Below are 15,563 nucleotides of genomic sequence, written 5' to 3'. Positions count from 1 at the left end.
AGTAGTATTTTTCAGAATTTTTTACAAGAATTACAACCGAAAAAAGCAGTCCAACTGGACTGCTTTCTTAAAATAAATCATCAAATAAACTCAATTGATTGTCTTCTGGCATATTACCCAAAATACCCATTTCATCTAATTTGTCAACAAGTGTTGATGATAAGCCACCACGCTTACGTAATTCCGTTTTTGAAAGAAATTCTCCTTCTGCACGCGCAGCAACCAGTTGCTTCGCAACGTTTTCACCCAAGCCCTCAAGAGCTACAAAAGGTGGAATCAAGGTATCTCCCTCAATAAGGAACTCCGTTGCATGAGATTTATAAAGATCTAATCGACCAAAGGTAAAGCCCCTCTCCATCATCTCATTGACAATCTCAAGTGTTGTGAAAAGATCATTTTCAACATTAGAGGCTTCGTTGCGCTGCCTTTTTGCCGTAATATCAAGCATGCGTGCCTTAACAGCCTCCAGACCAGCACACATGGTCTTAAGTTCGAAGGCCTTAGCACGGATAGAAAAATAGGCACAATAGTACATAATGGGATGATGCACTTTGAAATAAGCCACTCGAAGTGCCATAAGCACATAAGCCGCCGCATGGGCCTTAGGGAACATGTACTTAATTTTCCCACAAGATTCTATGTACCAGTCAGGCACATTATTTTCCCGCATAGCTTGAATATAGCCATTGCGCTCTTCTTCAGAGATTTTGAGCCACATACCCTTACGTACGCGTTCCATGATATTAAAGGCCATCTTCGGAGGAAGCCCAGCATGCATGAGATAAACCATGATATCGTCACGACAACCGATAACCGTTGACAGTGTAGCAATACCTTGCTTAATCAAATCCTGAGCATTTCCTAGCCAGACATCGGTCCCGTGCGATAATCCTGATAATTGTAAAAGCTCCGCAAAAGTGGTTGGTTTGGTTTCTTCAACCATACCACGAACGAAGTTCGTTCCGAACTCTGGTATCCCCAGCATACCTGTCGGTGTCCCAATTTGCTCTGGCGTGACACCTAAAACCTCAGTCCCTGAGAACAGCGCCATAACACCTGGATCATCTGCTAATATCGTCTTAGGGTCAATACCAGACAAATCCTGCAATTTACGAACCATGGTTGGGTCATCATGTCCAAGAACATCAAGTTTCAAGACATTTTCATCAATATCGTGGAAGTTAAAGTGAGTGGTCTGCCAAGCAGCATTAACATCATCTGCAGGGTACTGCACCGGCGTAAAATCGTACACATCCATGTAGTCTGGAATAACAACGATACCGCCTGGATGTTGACCCGTATTTCGTTTTACACCAGCCGCCCCTTTAGCTAGGCGATCCACCTCAGCATCTCTATAGAATTTTCCATAATCACGCTCGTAGCCTTTTACAAAGCCATAAGCCGTCTTATCGGCCACCGTACCTACCGTACCTGCACGAAAGGCATAGTCCTCGCCGAAAATGTCACGAACATCTAAATGAGCGGAGGGTTGGTCATCTCCAGAAAAGTTCAGATCGATATCAGGAACCTTGTCCCCGTCAAAGCCAAGGAAGGTCTCAAAGGGAATGTCCTGCCCATCTTTTCTATAAAGAGTGCCACATTTTGGACAATCCTTATTTGGCAAATCGTAGCCAGAACCATATGAACCATCTGTGATAAATTCACTATGCTGACACTGTGGGCAAACATAGTGAGGGGGCATGGGATTAACCTCTGTAATCCCAATCATAGTCGCAACAAAAGAAGACCCAACTGACCCACGAGAACCAACCAAGTAACCCCGTTCATTGGAGCGGTTTACCAGCATCTGGGAAGCCAGATAAATCACAGCAAAGCCATTCCCCAAGATTGACGTCAATTCTTTTTCTATTCGCAAATCAATAATATCAGGAAGAGGATTGCCATAAATTTCAAAAGCCTTTTGGTAGGTCAATTCAGCAACTGTTTCTTCAGCCTGTGGGATATATGGAGTATAAAGGTCTTTTTTGACAACCTCTACTTCCTCAATGCAATCCGCAAAAGCATTGGTATTAGTCACTACCAGCTCATAAGCAAGCTCCTCACCTAAGAAAGCGAAATCATCCAGCATCTCATTAGTCGTTCTAAAATGAGCTTCTGGAAGTGGTGCCGGTTGAGCATTTTCACCGCGTCCAATTGGGCGGTTAATCATTGCCCCTTGACCCAAGCTACGCACTATAATCTCACGGTAAATAGCGTCTTCTGGCTCCAAATAGTGCACATTTCCCGTCGCCATAACCGGTTTACCAGCTAAACGACCAACCTCTATCAGATCACGAATAACCTGACGGACACCCTCTTCATCCTTAATCAAATCACGGACAACAAGCGGTGCGTAAATAGCAGGAGGCATGACCTCAATGAAATCATAGTATTTAGCAACATCTACAGCAGCCTCCACACCAGCTGACAAGACTGTGTCAAAAACTTCTCCTTCTGAGCAAGCTGTTCCCAACAAAAGTCCCTCTCGATGCTGATTTAGAACCGTCCTTGGAATCCTCGCCACACCTTCAAAGTATTTAACATTGGACAAAGACACTAACTTAAAAATATTTTTCAAGCCCGTTTGATTCTGCACATAGATTGTCGCATGTTTTACACGTGCCTTTTTATAAGAATCCTCGGAAATCAACTTCGTATTAAGCTCTGTTAAGTCAGTCAAACCATGCTTTTCAAAAACATCAGCGATAAAGATGAAAAGCAGTCGCCCGGTTGCCTCAGCATCATAATTCGCCATGTGGTGGTGTTCCAAAGCAACTTGAAACCGTTTGGTTAATGGTCCCAAGCCATGGCGCTTGTACTCAGGATAGAGATTGCGGGCAAATTCCAGAGTATCAATCACAGGCTGGCTGATCAACGGCAAGCCATGACGCTCGTAATTGGCGTTCATAAAGCCCACATCAAAAGTCGCATTGTGGGCAACCAAGACCGTGTCTTCACAAAAATCTTGAAATTCTTGCAAAACCTGCAAAATCGGCTTAGCTCCACGGACATGATTGTCCGTAATCCCGGTCAGTTCCGTCGTAAAAGCAGACAAAGGGTGCCCCGGGTCAATAAACTCATCAAATTGTTCAACGATATTACCCTTGTACATCTTAGAAGCTGCAATCTGAATTAAATCATTATTAACCGCAGAAAGACCTGTGGTCTCCACGTCAAAAACCACATAAGTCGCTTCTTTTAAAGCCATCGGAACTTCATTGTATGTGATTGGTACCGAGTCCTCGACAATATTAGCCTCAAGCCCAAAAATGGCCTTAATTCCTGCCTTACGAGCCTTGTGATATCCGTGCGGAAAAGACTGAACATTAGCATGATCCGTAATAGCAATCGCTTTATGTCCAAAACGCTTCGCTGTATCAATCAAATCTTCAACCGTTGGCAAAGCATCCATGGTCGACATATTCGTATGCGCATGAAGTTCAACCCGCTTCTGATTATCTGGCATCAAATCCTTACGTGGATTGTGGACGATTTCCTTAACCTGCTGAACATTCATGGTCAGAGATTTAGTAAACTGGTTATTTTCAATATTCCCCTGAACACGCAACCAGTTCCCCTTAGCAATCATCTCAAACTTTTTAAGCTCCTCATCATCCTTTGCCCATTTTTGCATGGCAAAGCTAGAGGTATAGTCGGTCATTTTAAAATTGATAATATGACGACCAGTCCGCGTGGTTTTCTTCTCAACATCAAAAACCAACCCTTCAAAGGTAATGCGATTTTCCTCAGTTTCAATTTCTACCATTGGCGTAATCTCTGCTTTATCAAAACTAGCCTGACGCTGGGCTACACGCTCCTTGAAATCAGTAGCAGGCGCTGGACTTTCATCTTGAGCTGGTGCCATAGCCTCTAAGGACTTCTGAGCCTCCAAATTCTCCTGCGCAGCCTTTTCCACCAAAGCTTCCCGAGACGACAAAAACTCCTCCTGAAGTTCCTGAGTCATCTCCTCTTGAGACTCAATATCAAATGTAACCTTACCAAAACCAAAAGCTGCAAATTGCTTCTCCAAATGAGGCAGATGATTCTTTCTAAAATGATCGTTATTGACAAAAGCTGGCGCTTCAATGACAAATTTATCACCGAGATATTTTACCCTTAGGTTAGCAAAAGAAGCCTTAAAGCTAGCGCTATTACAAAGCGGCAAGTTAAAAGCCTCTTCATAGTATGCCTGAATCAAATCCTCAGAAGCAGAGCTATCTTCAGCACTAATGTCAAAAGTCGCTTTAATATCAGCCCGCTCAAAAGTCGCTACTAAACGAGTAGCAAGTTCACGATAAACCTCAATTGGCAAAATCCCCCCGAAAGAAAAATGAAATTCCCAATGGCGACTAACAGTATGCACCTTCACTTCAAGAATATCCCCAGACGAAAAAGCCCTTGAACTTCTCCATTCAAGCGGCATCTCGATCTGCTCCATCAATTTCTTAAACAGTTCAGACATAGGTTTCTCCTAACAATCAATTACTAACATTTTATCACAATTGCCAAAAAAGATAAAAGGAAAGACAAAAACAACACGCCGTACGCATAAAGAAAATGCATGTCACCATTTTCTAGTCACATGCATTTCCCAAAAATTTTTTCACTATATTTACAAGATATACAAGATTCTACTCCACTCACAACAATATTATAGCAAAAATTAGATTCAAAAAAGCATCTATACCATGTCCAAAGCAAATTGACACAAGCACAATTCTTCGTTCAAATTTTGTACAAAAAGAAAAGAAACGCCGATAAAACAACGTTTCCCAACTTTAAGCTATACCGGCGGCCTACAAACTAGCGTTAAAATAAGTTAAAATAGATAGCAAAAATGCGATAAAATCAAGATATTATCACTCGCTAGTTAGTATAAAAATCGGTAAAGTTGACCATCAGTTGACCAAGTTATTTCCTGAACTAAAAAAGGAAAACTTCCATCATTCCGTTACTTATATTGAATTTTATACAAGTAGTTTGATACCGAGTCTGGCTTTTCAATAAGTTTTAAAGATGCTAAATTTCAAATACAACTTAGATTAAAATTTCATAACACAAGCTAATAACCAACATTATCAGATTATTTGCATTTTACAAGTAATCTGATATAATGGAAATAGAAAAGGAGTTGGTCTGCAAACCAACCCCATGTAGAACCGTTAAAAAGACGGTGGCTCAATTTAGATTATTTAGAAATAACCGTGACTGTCCAAAGTTTGACGGTTATTTCTTTTTGTCTTCATCTTTGAAGATTTTATAGCACAAACCAATCAAAGCAACTGTGAAACCACCGAAACTTAAAATCGTCTGCACAACTTCAAAAGCTGTCAATCAATGCTCCCTCCTTTCCGTCAGATTTTGATGAGTTGCCCATAGGCATCACCTCTCTTTCGGTTTCAGGAGCAACCGTCTTCACTTTTCTACGTTTATTATTATATCACAGTGTAAAAACTCTTCCTACAATTTAGTAAGAAGAGTTTTCTTTTTATCTAGTTTTTCTGCGTTTGTTTGTAACACTCAACCCAAGACCAGCAATAATACTTGCTCCTAGTAGGCCCAATAATGACTCCTCTGAACCAGTCTCTGGTAAGTTTTTGTTCTTTTCAACACGTGAATACGTAATTTTGTCTCCAACTTGTGTCACTCCTGCTTGTTTCACAACTTTAGTAGGTGTATCAGGAGTCACTTCCTTACCATCAACGTAATCAATAACTACGCCATTTCCGTCTACAACAGCTGTGGCAATACCGCCATCCTTAGTGATAGCATCAGCCTTATCTTTAAGTTCTTGGAGACGCTTAGCCTCAGCTTCAGCCTTGTCTTGCTCAGCTTTCAAATCAGCCAACTCACGGTAAGCATCAAGTTTTTCCTTAGCCGTAACCCTAAGACTAGCAAGCAAGTCCTTAGCAGTCTCATACTCTGCACGAGCTACTGCTAGAGCCTGTTTAGCTTCTTCAAGTTTAGCAGTAAGTTCTGGAAGAACAGCATCTTTATTTGCCAAAGCTTTAGACAACTCCTCGTATTTAGCAGTGGCTTCGTCACTAGCAAGTTTAGCGTCTGCAAGTTTAGCATTAGCCTCAGTAACCGTAAGTTTAGCTACCCCCTCAGCCTTACGAAGAAGTTCAAGAGTTTCTTGCTCCTCTTTCAAGACAACATTAGCTTTATCATTAGAAGCCTGAGCAGATACCAAATCAGCCTTAGCTTTAGCAAGAGCGTTAGCCTTATCTACTGCACTCGCCTTAGCTACCGCTAGGGTCTCTTTAGCTGTTTGAAGTGAAGCTTGGTCTTTCTCAAGTTGAGTTTCAGCATCTTTTACCGCCTGCTTAAGGGCAGGAATATCTACCGTACCTGACTTCAAATTGTCAAGTTGTTGCTTAGCTGTATCAAGAGCAGTCTTAGCTTCGTCATAGGCTTTTTGAGCGTCTTCTACGGCTTTTTGAGATTGCGCTTGTTCAGCCGTAAGTTCTACAAGCATACCCCCTAAGCGAGCTACCTCTGCTTGGTCTACGACAGTAGTTGTCCTAGTCTCATACACAGGGACAGTCTCAACCTTACCACCAGTAACCGTCTCATAAGGACTGCTAATAGCAGAATCACTGCTATCGCTAAAGACGATAAAGGTCTTAGGCGCACGGTCAACTCCACCATTGAAGATATCAACAAACTCAAACCCCAAACCAACGGAATTATGTTTATTCCTACCTAACCCTAAAACCTCCAAAGCAGTAGCGTAACCACTAGCACGACCACCATTTAAACCACCAAAAGCTTCTCCAAGCTCACCACGACCATCAATACCATAAAGCTGTACCCCTAGAGTAGCCAAAAGGTTAAACTTCAAATCTGCCATAGTCTGTTTACGACCATCACTTTTAGCGTACTGTAAGGAATTGGCAGTCTCCAACCCAATAATAGTATTACTACCAACAGAAGAAGCAACTGCCTCTTCAACACTAACACCACTTCCCGCCTTCAAAGCAGGCTGTCCAGTAGCACCAGTATCACTGTTAAGACCAGACAGAGTATTCCAAAAACCATTAGCAACTTTCTGATCGTTAGTCATACCCTTATAAGCAGGGAAAGTGGCGTTAAAGATAGACTCTACGACATCCTTACTATTCTGCAAGCTACCTTTAGTAACTTTCAAAGGCTCTGTTCCTACTTTTGAACGCAAATCATTAACCAAAGCAGTATAGAACAAAGCTAAATCAGTCAACTGCGCATCAGTCAAATTATCGACATCTACAAGAGTAGTGGCATCTGTATTGGATAAACTACCTTCAAAAATATTTCTCCAGCTCTTAAAGGCGGTAGAATTAGGTGCCATAACATTATTTAAGTCATCCAAAGATTCGTCATCCATTCCGAAGAAACCATGCTTAATAGCTTTATTTACATCTTCAACAGAACCTTTACCTTCTGCAAGGTTTTTAATAGCAGTTAAGTACTCGTCATTGGTCAATACCCCATTGCTCTCGTACCAAGCTGAAGCCGCAACACCATCATTAAGCGTAGTCTTACCACCAGTAGAGATAGTCTCAGTACCAGTCTGAACGGTCTCTGTCACTTCTTTACCTTTTTTAGCTTCATCTAGTTGACCCTGTACAGTCTTAACTTCCCGAGTTTTGCTATCGAGAGCAGTCTGAGCAGTCGCAAGGGCATCAGAAGCAGTCTTCTCGTCAGCAGTAGCCTTAGAAACTACCCCTTCCTGTGTTTTAATAGCCTCAGCCTTGTTAGTTTCTGCAGTCTGAGCAGTGGTAAGAGCATCTTTAGCAGATTGTACCACTTCTTTATCCTTAGCTACCGTGCTAGTCAAGTCCTTAACGTCCTGTTCAAGCTGAGCAGTATCAACCGTACCCGACAAGTCAGAAACCTTTTTCTCCGCATCAGCTACCGCACTAGCAGACTTATCCACCTCAGCCTTAGCATCAGATACTACCCCCTCTTGCGCTTCTACCTTAGAAGTAGCATCACTAAGACTAGTTTCAGCAGACTTAGCTCCCTCACTAGCTGTCTCAAGAGCCGTACCAGCTTGGTCAGCCTCAACCTTAGCAGACTCAACAACTTCTGGCGTTACATTAGATACTTCATTTACTTGATTAGTCAAGCCATTAACAGTACCTTCAGCGGTAGCAACCGTACCCCCTAGCTCAGAAACCACACCCTCCTGAGCCTGAACCGCCTGATTAGCACTATCAGACTCAGCCTTAGCCGTAGCAACCTGCTCATCCGTAATACGAGGTTCTTCTTTTACTGGCTCAGTAACTACCTCTGAAACTGGTTCAGTAGCGTTTGTAGTACTTACAACCTCAGCTGTGCCACTAGCACCAACCTCATCAGCACTAACTACCCCAGTTCCGCCTACCGCAGACAACGCCAACACCGATACAACCGCACCCGTGCGTAACTTCTTAATGGTACCATGACCCTTAACATCGTTTTTGAACATAATATAAACTCCTTTTTGATTAACTATCTTAAAAGACTGTTTCATTGGTATTTTACCACATTTTACAGTCTTTTGTATATTATTTTTGTTTTGAAATCAGTCTTTTACAGGTGGTAACTCTCAGAGAATAACCTTGTATGATAGTAGAGAGGTATTGCAATGACTAAGAATAATAGCTTAAAAGAGTTTGTAGCCAAACAAATCAGACATTTAAGACTGGAAAAAGGACTAACACAAGAATATTTAGCAGAAAAAGCCGAGCTTGGTTTTAACTACATTTACCGATTAGAAAGCAAACAGTTAAATGTTAAAATAGATACGATAGAGAAAATAATGCAGGCATTAGAAGTTGATGTCAACACCTTTTTTAATGTAGAAACACAAGATAGAGAAACAGAGTTTACTAAACTCATTGAAGATATTGAAAATCTTCCTAAAGAAAAAAGAGAGCCTACAATCAAAGCTCTCAGAGATATTATAAAGCAGATAGATTGAGCCAAGTTTAACGTGACTTGGCTTTTTTGTACGCTCTAATCTAAGTAGTTGTCAAAGCCATTTCGTTCTTGAACTGACCTAATGAAATTTTCTACATTATCCCAATCTTCCAAGTCCTTTACTAGCTTGAATAATTTCAATCGTTCAGCTACTTGAGAAAATAGTTCAATGTTTTCTTTAGTCTCAAAAATCTTTTCGATTAGAGGTAGGTAATCAAGCACATTCGTTAATAGTTGCTCATTTTGTAATAACATAGGTAGAGCATAATGACGATTACTGGATTTCTTCATCTTCTCCAATATCTTAGGGAATTCTTTGTTTTCAATTCGATGCTCAATAATGTCCGTAACCCTGTCCATTATTACTTTATCATTGTTTTGAATGCCTTCGTAAATTTTTTCACTTAATTCACTAAATATTTCATTTTCAAAGATAGCATTATAAGCTCTATCACTAATAGCTGTTTTGGGCGTAGAAGGGTTTCCTTGGAAGATTTTTTCTAGTGTTTTAACACCTACTTCAGAATCAATCATATCAGCGACGTATTCTAATATTGCTTTGTATCCTTTTTCTTCAGCTGAAAGTTCTTGAAATTCCTTGAATTCCTCTAAATCTTCAACAAAGTTCAGAGTTATACAAGCCAGTAATAATTTTTCTTGTTGTTCAACCGTATCTATAGACATAAATAGCTCCTCACATATTTTTTCATTAGCTTAGCATAACCGACAAACAAATTCAAGTGCTTTTTATTACGTTAGTGAAGGCGAAAAAAGCCTATTACATCAGTACTTAGACGTTAGGTAGATACTGAATTGTTTATGTGTTATTCTCGTAGTGTGAGATAGCTATCACACAACATTATTTACCCACAAGGGTTAGAAAAGAGGTGGCTCATGGAAGCTACACAAGTAACAATTCAAGGGCGTTTAATCGGTGCATCAGAAGTAAAAGATTTCACTTCTGGTCTCAGCACTGGTCAAACCCAATTAACTATCGGTGTACGAACTCCAGATGGTCGATTCAATCAAACAAATATCAAAGCTGATACGGTTAATGTCTCTGACTTTGCTTCTTTGTTCGATGAGAAGGTAGAAATCATTCTCGAAAATGTTTCTATCAACTCTTACATCAATGGGAATCGTGCTGCGCTTTCAATAAAAGCTAAGTCTGCTTTTATTGAGTTGGTTTAATGGATAGGGGGAATATTTCCCCTTATCCTTAGAAAGGAATTTTTATGACAATTGTGTCTTGGTTCATTATCCTATTTGCTGGATTTCTTTATCTTGCTCTTAGAATTAGCGAGATTAAAGAAAAACAGAAACAGGCTCAAATACTTCAGTTAAACTTCCCAACAATCACAGCAGATATTGAGCAAGTAATTGAAGAAAGTGCCACTGTTTCAGGTCAAAAACTTCTTTTTGATAGTCGCTACATTCGATTCTTGCAAAGTAGCAATGACAATCGTTCTCACCTTGTTAGTTTTCCTATTATGCTATCTAGGAAGCCTGTTTATGAAGAAGAGAGCTATATCCAGCAAGTCTTTTTAACACAGTTTAGCAAATATCTGACTGAATCTTCAACATATGAAAGCTGGTCTAACAAAGGAAAGCAGCTATATGCCACACCCAAATTTGGAAAACTGTTACGGTATAACAATCAGTATTATCTCAATTTGGAAATTCAATTTTCCTATAGTTCTAATTAGGAGTGTGAACAGATGAAATGTTTTCTTGATAAAAAGCTTTTTGATGATGGAAATCACTTCTTCTGGGATATACCAGTTGAGCGTGTACCTCACGCTCTTTTGGTAGGTTCCAGCGGGTCTGGGAAGACCTATGCAACTAAAGTCTTTTTGGCACGTTTTGCTTATACATACCCAGAAGCTACGTTCCTAATTGGCGACTACAAAGCTGATACTGATTTTGCCTTTTTAATTGGATTCAAAGGATTTAAGCGATTTAACGAGGTGTCAGAATTACTTAGTCTAGGATTAAAAATCCTTGAAAATCGCCAAAAAGGAACTGATAAATCTAGGGAATTTGTTGTGATTTGTTTTGATGAATTCAATGCTTGGCAAAATAGCCTCGATAAAAAAGAGCGCGACCAAGCAATTAAAGACTATACTCGCCTTATCCAACTAGGACGCTCCTTTTCAATTTATGTCATTATTTCCCAGCAAGATGCTCACAAAGCTAGTCTTGGCTTATCACGCGATTCCATTGGTACAGTGATTGCACTGGGTAAATTGTCTAAAGAGACGGTTTCAATGCTCTTCTCTGATGAAAAAGATGATATTGTGCGAAACAATCCTAGAGGTGTCGGATACTTGAAGATAGATGGGCAAGATAGTCGCCATATACTTGTTCCAAGCTATAACATGCCTCCACTCGAAAGTTTGATTTTGGAAGCAGTCCAACGTTCAGAACAATATTTTCGTGATGATGAGGCTGTTGCCCCGTAGCCCCAAAGCGGAGGATTAGGCTTACAGCCTCGCCAGCTTTAGCTGGCTGACGTGGGTACTGTAATAACCCACGTTCCATTATTTTCTAAATTCTTTGCTTTACACATTCCACTTTAGGGAAGGAGCTTACTTCCACTACAAAAGACTGTCAAATCAAGACTTTCTTACTGAGTAAAACTTAGGGTGATTATCCTCTGAAATAGTGGGATAATAAAAGCATAGGAATTTCGCTACTCAGTAGCAATAGTTAACTAAACCAATAATGACCGCCATGTTAACTATCACTTTGTAGGCGGATAGAAGGACGTAAATTATGTTTTGTAAAAACGAAATTGAAGAGTATCTCCAAAAAAACAATAATCGTAAACCTGCGATCCTGACTAGTATTGATGAGGCGACATTCGTCATCAAACCTACTGAAGAAACTGTAGGAGAATACCCTGATAATTGGTCTCAAATTGCGACAACAATTGGAGAAACAGTTTCCGAGAAACTATCTTTGCCTACTCTCTTTGGAGAGTGTATTCCTCTAAAGACACCTCCAGCAGGTTATACAGATGGGTTTACCTTTCAGAATCTCCCTTATTACTTCGCGATTGCTTGGCATGAGACCAATTTTACAATGGGCATTATCATTAAGTTTTCTGCTTCAGCTTTTTCTCATTATAAAGCTTCTTATCAAGAGTATTATAATAAAGCGGTTGATATTCAGCAAATAGCTCAATTGCTTAACGAAGACTACTGGGAACTTCGATTGTCAAGAATAGATTTAGCAGTTGATTACTTCAATTTCCCCATTTCTGTCAATGACCTTTACCAAGGTCTGAAAAGTAAACGGTATATCATTACCAATCACAAGGGGCGTAAAAATGTTTCTACTATCAGCGCTCAAGAAGTAAATGGTTTGGCGCAAACAGTATATGTAGGTAGTAAGAAAAAGAATGTTAATGCCCTACTACGTATTTACAATAAGTATCAAGAACAATTAGACAATAAAGGTCGCTATCAGCACTTAACAAAGTACATTGATTCTTGGCTACGTATGGAAGCTTCTTACAAGGGAACTTACAGTATTCAAATACTAGCCTTACTTCTTGATATTGATAACCCCAAAGATTTAAGCAAACTCATTGTAAATAAGATGGTCGATAAGTATTGTTTTCATGATTCAGAGACTGGTCAACCGTTGCCATTCACTAGTGACTTACTTGAAGGATTTGGTAGCTTCCCAGCACTCGAATCTTTAAACTCCCGAAACAATGACCTTCTATCAACCATTTCTTATTTGATGAAAGGTAGTGGGTTCTTTCCTCTTCTAAAGAAAATTGAAGAGATATGGGGAACACAAGCCCGTAATCACTTTATCATTAGGCTAATTCAAGAGTATGAGGCCAACTACACCCCAAACACAGATGTAGGAATATGGCTAAATAAATTTGGTGGGAAACTTGAGAAACTCAATTTTGAAGATTTCTTTGAAGATGCCTTTCAAATTTTTTATCAAAAAAATAACATCACTCCCAAAGATTCCACCAAGAAACAAAAGAGTGATGTTACAAAGTAGCCGAGATAAGCAGTAGCCTACCTCTACTGTTATTATCTCATAATAAGAAAGGAAAATCTACTTATGATGAGAGAGATTAAAATTGATTTAACAAATATTACCGTTACACTACCAGAAGACTATTGTATTGTACCCCAATCTGAATATGATGAACTTGTCAAACAAAGTAGTATTGGCAGATATTTAAGCCTTTCAGATGTTCTAGAAATGCTATCTGTCTCCCGGCCATGGCTACTTGAAAATGTACTCTACAAACCTAATATTCGTAAAGAGATTGATATTGGTCAAAATTTTGATGGCTTTGTGAAATACCCTCAGAATCAAGGCGGACGTTACTATTTTTTAGCAAGTAAAACCAAAAAATATTTTGAAGAACATTTTGCAGAAATTTTTGATTTATGATATGATAACCAAGATAATATCTTGGTTATCGCTTTTAGAAAGAGGTAATCAATGGCAATTTCATATAGAAAAAGAGGTAAAAATAAAACTTGGGACTACCGTATCTTTGATAAGAACAAAAAAGTAATTGCATCAAATTCAGGCTTCAAAACTAAACGTGAAGCCGAAATTGAAGCGCTTAGCATCGAAATAAAATTAATGCAAGGTGCAATCATAGATAAAAACATTACGTTTTATGACTTATGGGAAAAATGGCTAGAACTGACTGTAAAACCGCTTGGTAAAGCTGATACAACACTAAACAAGCATATGTTACGTGGAAAATTCATCAAAGCACAATTTGAAGATAAACCAGCTATTCAGATAAAAGCTAGTGAATATCAAGCTTTTATCAATAAATATGCTGAAACAAATTGTCGTGATAACGTAAGTAGAATGAATGCGGAAATCCGAAATGTCATTATCTTTGCTAAACGTGATAAGCTCAATATCGAGGATTTTACAGAAGGAGTTATTTTATCTGGTCGTCCTCCTAAAAAACGGAAAGAAGATAAGTATATTCATAGTTTTAAGGAATATCAAAAACTGGTTAGTTACTTAGAAGAAAATTTAGACATGACTAGTTCTATCGTTCCTCACTTACTACTAATCCAACTAAAAACTGGACTACGGGCAGGTGAAGTGGCAGGACTAACATGGGACTGTGTGCTATGGGATACATTTGAAATAAAAACATATCGACGGTATGATACAGTTAGACAGCGTTGGAGCAAAGCTAAAACAGAAGATTCAATTAGAAGAATCCCTATTGATGCTGATACACTTAATGTTCTTGAAAAACTAAAACAAGAACAAGATGTGTTTATCGAAAATGGAACAATCACAAATGATGAAAATATGATTTTCGTAGATTTACATTATAATATCGTGACTAATGCAGGCATCAACAAACACTTAAAACAGGTGCTTAGTGACTTAAGAATTTACCCAAGTACAATGACAAGCACAGGTTTAAGGCACACCTATTGTTCAACTATGTTAGCAATGGGCGTGAACATTTGGGCGGTTTCAAAACTTATGGGTCACAAAGATATAAAAGAAATAACTGAAACATACGGACATCTAATCAAAGAAAAAGCTGAAATAGAAAACAATAAAGTCCGTTCAGTATTAAAGAGTTTAATTGAAAATGATAAATAGTGACCAAAAGTTGACCAAAAAACAAAAGAAACGCTGATAAATCAACGTTTCTAATGCTTATACTATACCGGCGGCCGGGGTCGAACCGGCACGTCCTTGCGGACACTGGATTTTGAGTCCAGCGCGTCTGCCAATTCCGCCACGCCGGCTTAAAGTTTAACTGGGGTAGCTGGATTCGAACCAACGCATGAGGGAGTCAAAGTCCCTTGCCTTACCGCTTGGCTATACCCCATTAATAAATAGGCGAATGAGGGGAATCGAACCCCCGAATGTCAGAGCCACAATCTGATGTGTTAACCACTTCACCACATCCGCCATTAACACGGGCAGTAGGAATTGAACCCACACTGAAGGTTTTGGAGACCTTAGTTCTACCTTTAAACTATGCCCGTATGATGGAAAGAGAGGGATTCGAACCCCCGAACCCGAAGGAGCGGATTTACAGTCCGCCGCGTTTAGCCTCTTCGCTATCTTTCCATTTCTGCCGAGGACCGGAATCGAACCGGTACGAAAGTTACCCTTCGCAGGATTTTAAGTCCTGTGCGTCTGCCAGTTCCGCCACCCCGGCGCCTCAAGCGAATGACGGGATTCGAACCCGCGACCCCCACCTTGGCAAGGTGGTGTTCTACCACTGAACTACATTCGCATATCACTTAAATGCCGGCTACATGACTTGAACACGCGACCCTCTGATTACAAATCAGATGCTCTACCAACTGAGCTAAGCCGGCCTATCTTCCTATGCGGGTTAAGGGACTTGAACCCCCACGCCCTTCGGCGCCAGATCCTAAATCTGGTGCGTCTGCCAATTCCGCCAAACCCGCATCTATGACCCGTGCTGGGCTCGAACCAGCGACCCTTTGATTAAAAGTCAAATGCTCTACCAACTGAGCTAACGAGTCTCTCCAATCCCTCGATTGACGGTCCCGACGGGAATCGAACCCGCGATCTTCGCCGTGACAGGGCGACGTGATAACCGCTACACTACG

General features: G+C 40.1%; 10 protein-coding genes, 10 tRNA genes and 1 pseudogene. 7 read left to right on the top strand and 14 right to left on the bottom strand.

Annotated elements, in window-relative coordinates; translation table 11 throughout:
- Positions 1-67: 67 nt before the first annotated feature.
- From G576_RS0108045 to G576_RS0108035, 3 genes and pseudogenes are all read right to left on the bottom strand, one after another.
- A complete protein-coding gene (locus G576_RS0108045) occupies positions 68-4,462 on the bottom strand; it encodes a PolC-type DNA polymerase III (RefSeq protein ID WP_027974164.1) in 4,395 nt (1,464 codons plus the stop codon).
- 764 nt (positions 4,463-5,226) lie between these two features.
- Positions 5,227-5,383: pseudogene (locus G576_RS13315) on the bottom strand (putative holin-like toxin).
- A 105-nt stretch (positions 5,384-5,488) separates the two neighbouring features.
- Entirely contained in the window at positions 5,489-8,452 is a 2,964-nt protein-coding gene (locus G576_RS0108035) for an SEC10/PgrA surface exclusion domain-containing protein (protein ID WP_027974163.1), read from the bottom strand.
- Between the two features lie 159 nt (positions 8,453-8,611).
- On the opposite strand from G576_RS0108035, the gene G576_RS0108030 reads away from it, so the two are divergent.
- A complete protein-coding gene (locus tag G576_RS0108030) occupies positions 8,612-8,947 on the top strand; it encodes a helix-turn-helix domain-containing protein (RefSeq protein WP_027974162.1) in 336 nt (111 codons plus the stop codon).
- A 35-nt stretch (positions 8,948-8,982) separates the two neighbouring features.
- Here the strand turns inward: G576_RS0108030 and G576_RS0108025 are convergent, their stop codons facing one another.
- On the bottom strand, positions 8,983-9,630 hold the full coding sequence (locus G576_RS0108025; RefSeq protein ID WP_027974161.1) for a hypothetical protein: 648 nt from the start codon (positions 9,628-9,630) through the stop codon (positions 8,983-8,985).
- Positions 9,631-9,840: 210 nt separating this feature from the next.
- Here G576_RS0108025 and G576_RS0108020 point away from each other — a divergent pair, with 210 nt between their 5' ends.
- From G576_RS0108020 to G576_RS0107995, 6 genes are all read left to right on the top strand, one after another.
- Positions 9,841-10,137 (top strand): hypothetical protein, encoded by a 297-nt coding sequence (locus G576_RS0108020; RefSeq protein ID WP_027974160.1) that lies wholly within the window; start codon positions 9,841-9,843, stop codon positions 10,135-10,137.
- A 44-nt stretch (positions 10,138-10,181) separates the two neighbouring features.
- Positions 10,182-10,652 carry a hypothetical protein gene (locus G576_RS0108015; protein ID WP_027974159.1) on the top strand — a complete coding sequence of 157 codons (471 nt, stop codon included), beginning with the start codon at positions 10,182-10,184 and terminating at the stop codon, positions 10,650-10,652.
- Between the two features lie 12 nt (positions 10,653-10,664).
- Positions 10,665-11,408, top strand: coding sequence for a P-loop NTPase family protein (locus tag G576_RS0108010; protein ID WP_027974158.1), 744 nt, complete (start codon positions 10,665-10,667; stop codon positions 11,406-11,408).
- Positions 11,409-11,721: 313 nt separating this feature from the next.
- The gene (locus G576_RS0108005) at positions 11,722-12,972 is read left to right on the top strand and encodes a replication initiation factor domain-containing protein (protein ID WP_027974157.1); all 1,251 of its coding nucleotides are present in this window, start codon (positions 11,722-11,724) and stop codon (positions 12,970-12,972) included.
- Positions 12,973-13,038: 66 nt separating this feature from the next.
- The gene (locus G576_RS0108000; RefSeq protein ID WP_027974156.1) at positions 13,039-13,374 is read left to right on the top strand and encodes a DUF771 domain-containing protein; all 336 of its coding nucleotides are present in this window, start codon (positions 13,039-13,041) and stop codon (positions 13,372-13,374) included.
- 51 nt (positions 13,375-13,425) lie between these two features.
- Complete coding sequence (locus G576_RS0107995) at positions 13,426-14,574, top strand: tyrosine-type recombinase/integrase (RefSeq protein ID WP_027974155.1); 1,149 nt, start codon at positions 13,426-13,428, stop codon at positions 14,572-14,574.
- 65 nt (positions 14,575-14,639) lie between these two features.
- On the opposite strand, the gene G576_RS0107990 is transcribed toward G576_RS0107995, so the two are convergent.
- The 10 genes from G576_RS0107990 to G576_RS0107945 form a co-directional block, all read right to left on the bottom strand.
- Positions 14,640-14,723 (bottom strand) — tRNA-Leu (locus tag G576_RS0107990).
- Between the two features lie 11 nt (positions 14,724-14,734).
- Positions 14,735-14,806, bottom strand: a tRNA-Gln gene (locus G576_RS0107985).
- Between the two features lie 10 nt (positions 14,807-14,816).
- A tRNA-His gene (locus G576_RS0107980) sits at positions 14,817-14,889 on the bottom strand.
- Positions 14,890-14,895: 6 nt separating this feature from the next.
- A tRNA-Trp gene (locus G576_RS0107975) sits at positions 14,896-14,966 on the bottom strand.
- A 4-nt stretch (positions 14,967-14,970) separates the two neighbouring features.
- A tRNA-Tyr gene (locus tag G576_RS0107970) sits at positions 14,971-15,051 on the bottom strand.
- 5 nt (positions 15,052-15,056) lie between these two features.
- A tRNA-Leu gene (locus tag G576_RS0107965) sits at positions 15,057-15,142 on the bottom strand.
- Positions 15,143-15,148: 6 nt separating this feature from the next.
- A tRNA-Gly gene (locus G576_RS0107960) sits at positions 15,149-15,220 on the bottom strand.
- A gap of 12 nt (positions 15,221-15,232) precedes the next feature.
- A tRNA-Thr gene (locus G576_RS0107955) sits at positions 15,233-15,305 on the bottom strand.
- Positions 15,306-15,316: 11 nt separating this feature from the next.
- Positions 15,317-15,398, bottom strand: a tRNA-Leu gene (locus G576_RS0107950).
- A gap of 5 nt (positions 15,399-15,403) precedes the next feature.
- Positions 15,404-15,476, bottom strand: a tRNA-Lys gene (locus G576_RS0107945).
- Positions 15,477-15,563 lie beyond the last annotated feature (87 nt).

Source organism: Streptococcus porci DSM 23759, from assembly GCF_000423765.1.
GTDB lineage: Bacteria > Bacillota > Bacilli > Lactobacillales > Streptococcaceae > Streptococcus > Streptococcus porci.
This window is presented reverse-complemented; position numbering and strand designations above follow the sequence as displayed.

Excerpts from the sequence above, each read along its gene's own strand:
- G576_RS0108035 (WP_027974163.1), bottom strand. The coding sequence starts at position 8,452 with ATGTTCAAAAACGATGTTAAGGGTCATGGTACCATTAAGAAGTTACGC.
- G576_RS0108000 (WP_027974156.1), top strand. The coding sequence starts at position 13,039 with ATGAGAGAGATTAAAATTGATTTAACAAATATTACCGTTACACTACCA.
- G576_RS0108025 (WP_027974161.1), bottom strand. The coding sequence starts at position 9,630 with ATGTCTATAGATACGGTTGAACAACAAGAAAAATTATTACTGGCTTGT.
- G576_RS0108005 (WP_027974157.1), top strand. The coding sequence starts at position 11,722 with ATGTTTTGTAAAAACGAAATTGAAGAGTATCTCCAAAAAAACAATAAT.
- G576_RS0108020 (WP_027974160.1), top strand. The coding sequence starts at position 9,841 with ATGGAAGCTACACAAGTAACAATTCAAGGGCGTTTAATCGGTGCATCA.
- G576_RS0108010 (WP_027974158.1), top strand. The coding sequence starts at position 10,665 with ATGAAATGTTTTCTTGATAAAAAGCTTTTTGATGATGGAAATCACTTC.
- G576_RS0108015 (WP_027974159.1), top strand. The coding sequence starts at position 10,182 with ATGACAATTGTGTCTTGGTTCATTATCCTATTTGCTGGATTTCTTTAT.
- G576_RS0108030 (WP_027974162.1), top strand. The coding sequence starts at position 8,612 with ATGACTAAGAATAATAGCTTAAAAGAGTTTGTAGCCAAACAAATCAGA.
- G576_RS0108045 (WP_027974164.1), bottom strand. The coding sequence starts at position 4,462 with ATGTCTGAACTGTTTAAGAAATTGATGGAGCAGATCGAGATGCCGCTT.
- G576_RS0107995 (WP_027974155.1), top strand. The coding sequence starts at position 13,426 with ATGGCAATTTCATATAGAAAAAGAGGTAAAAATAAAACTTGGGACTAC.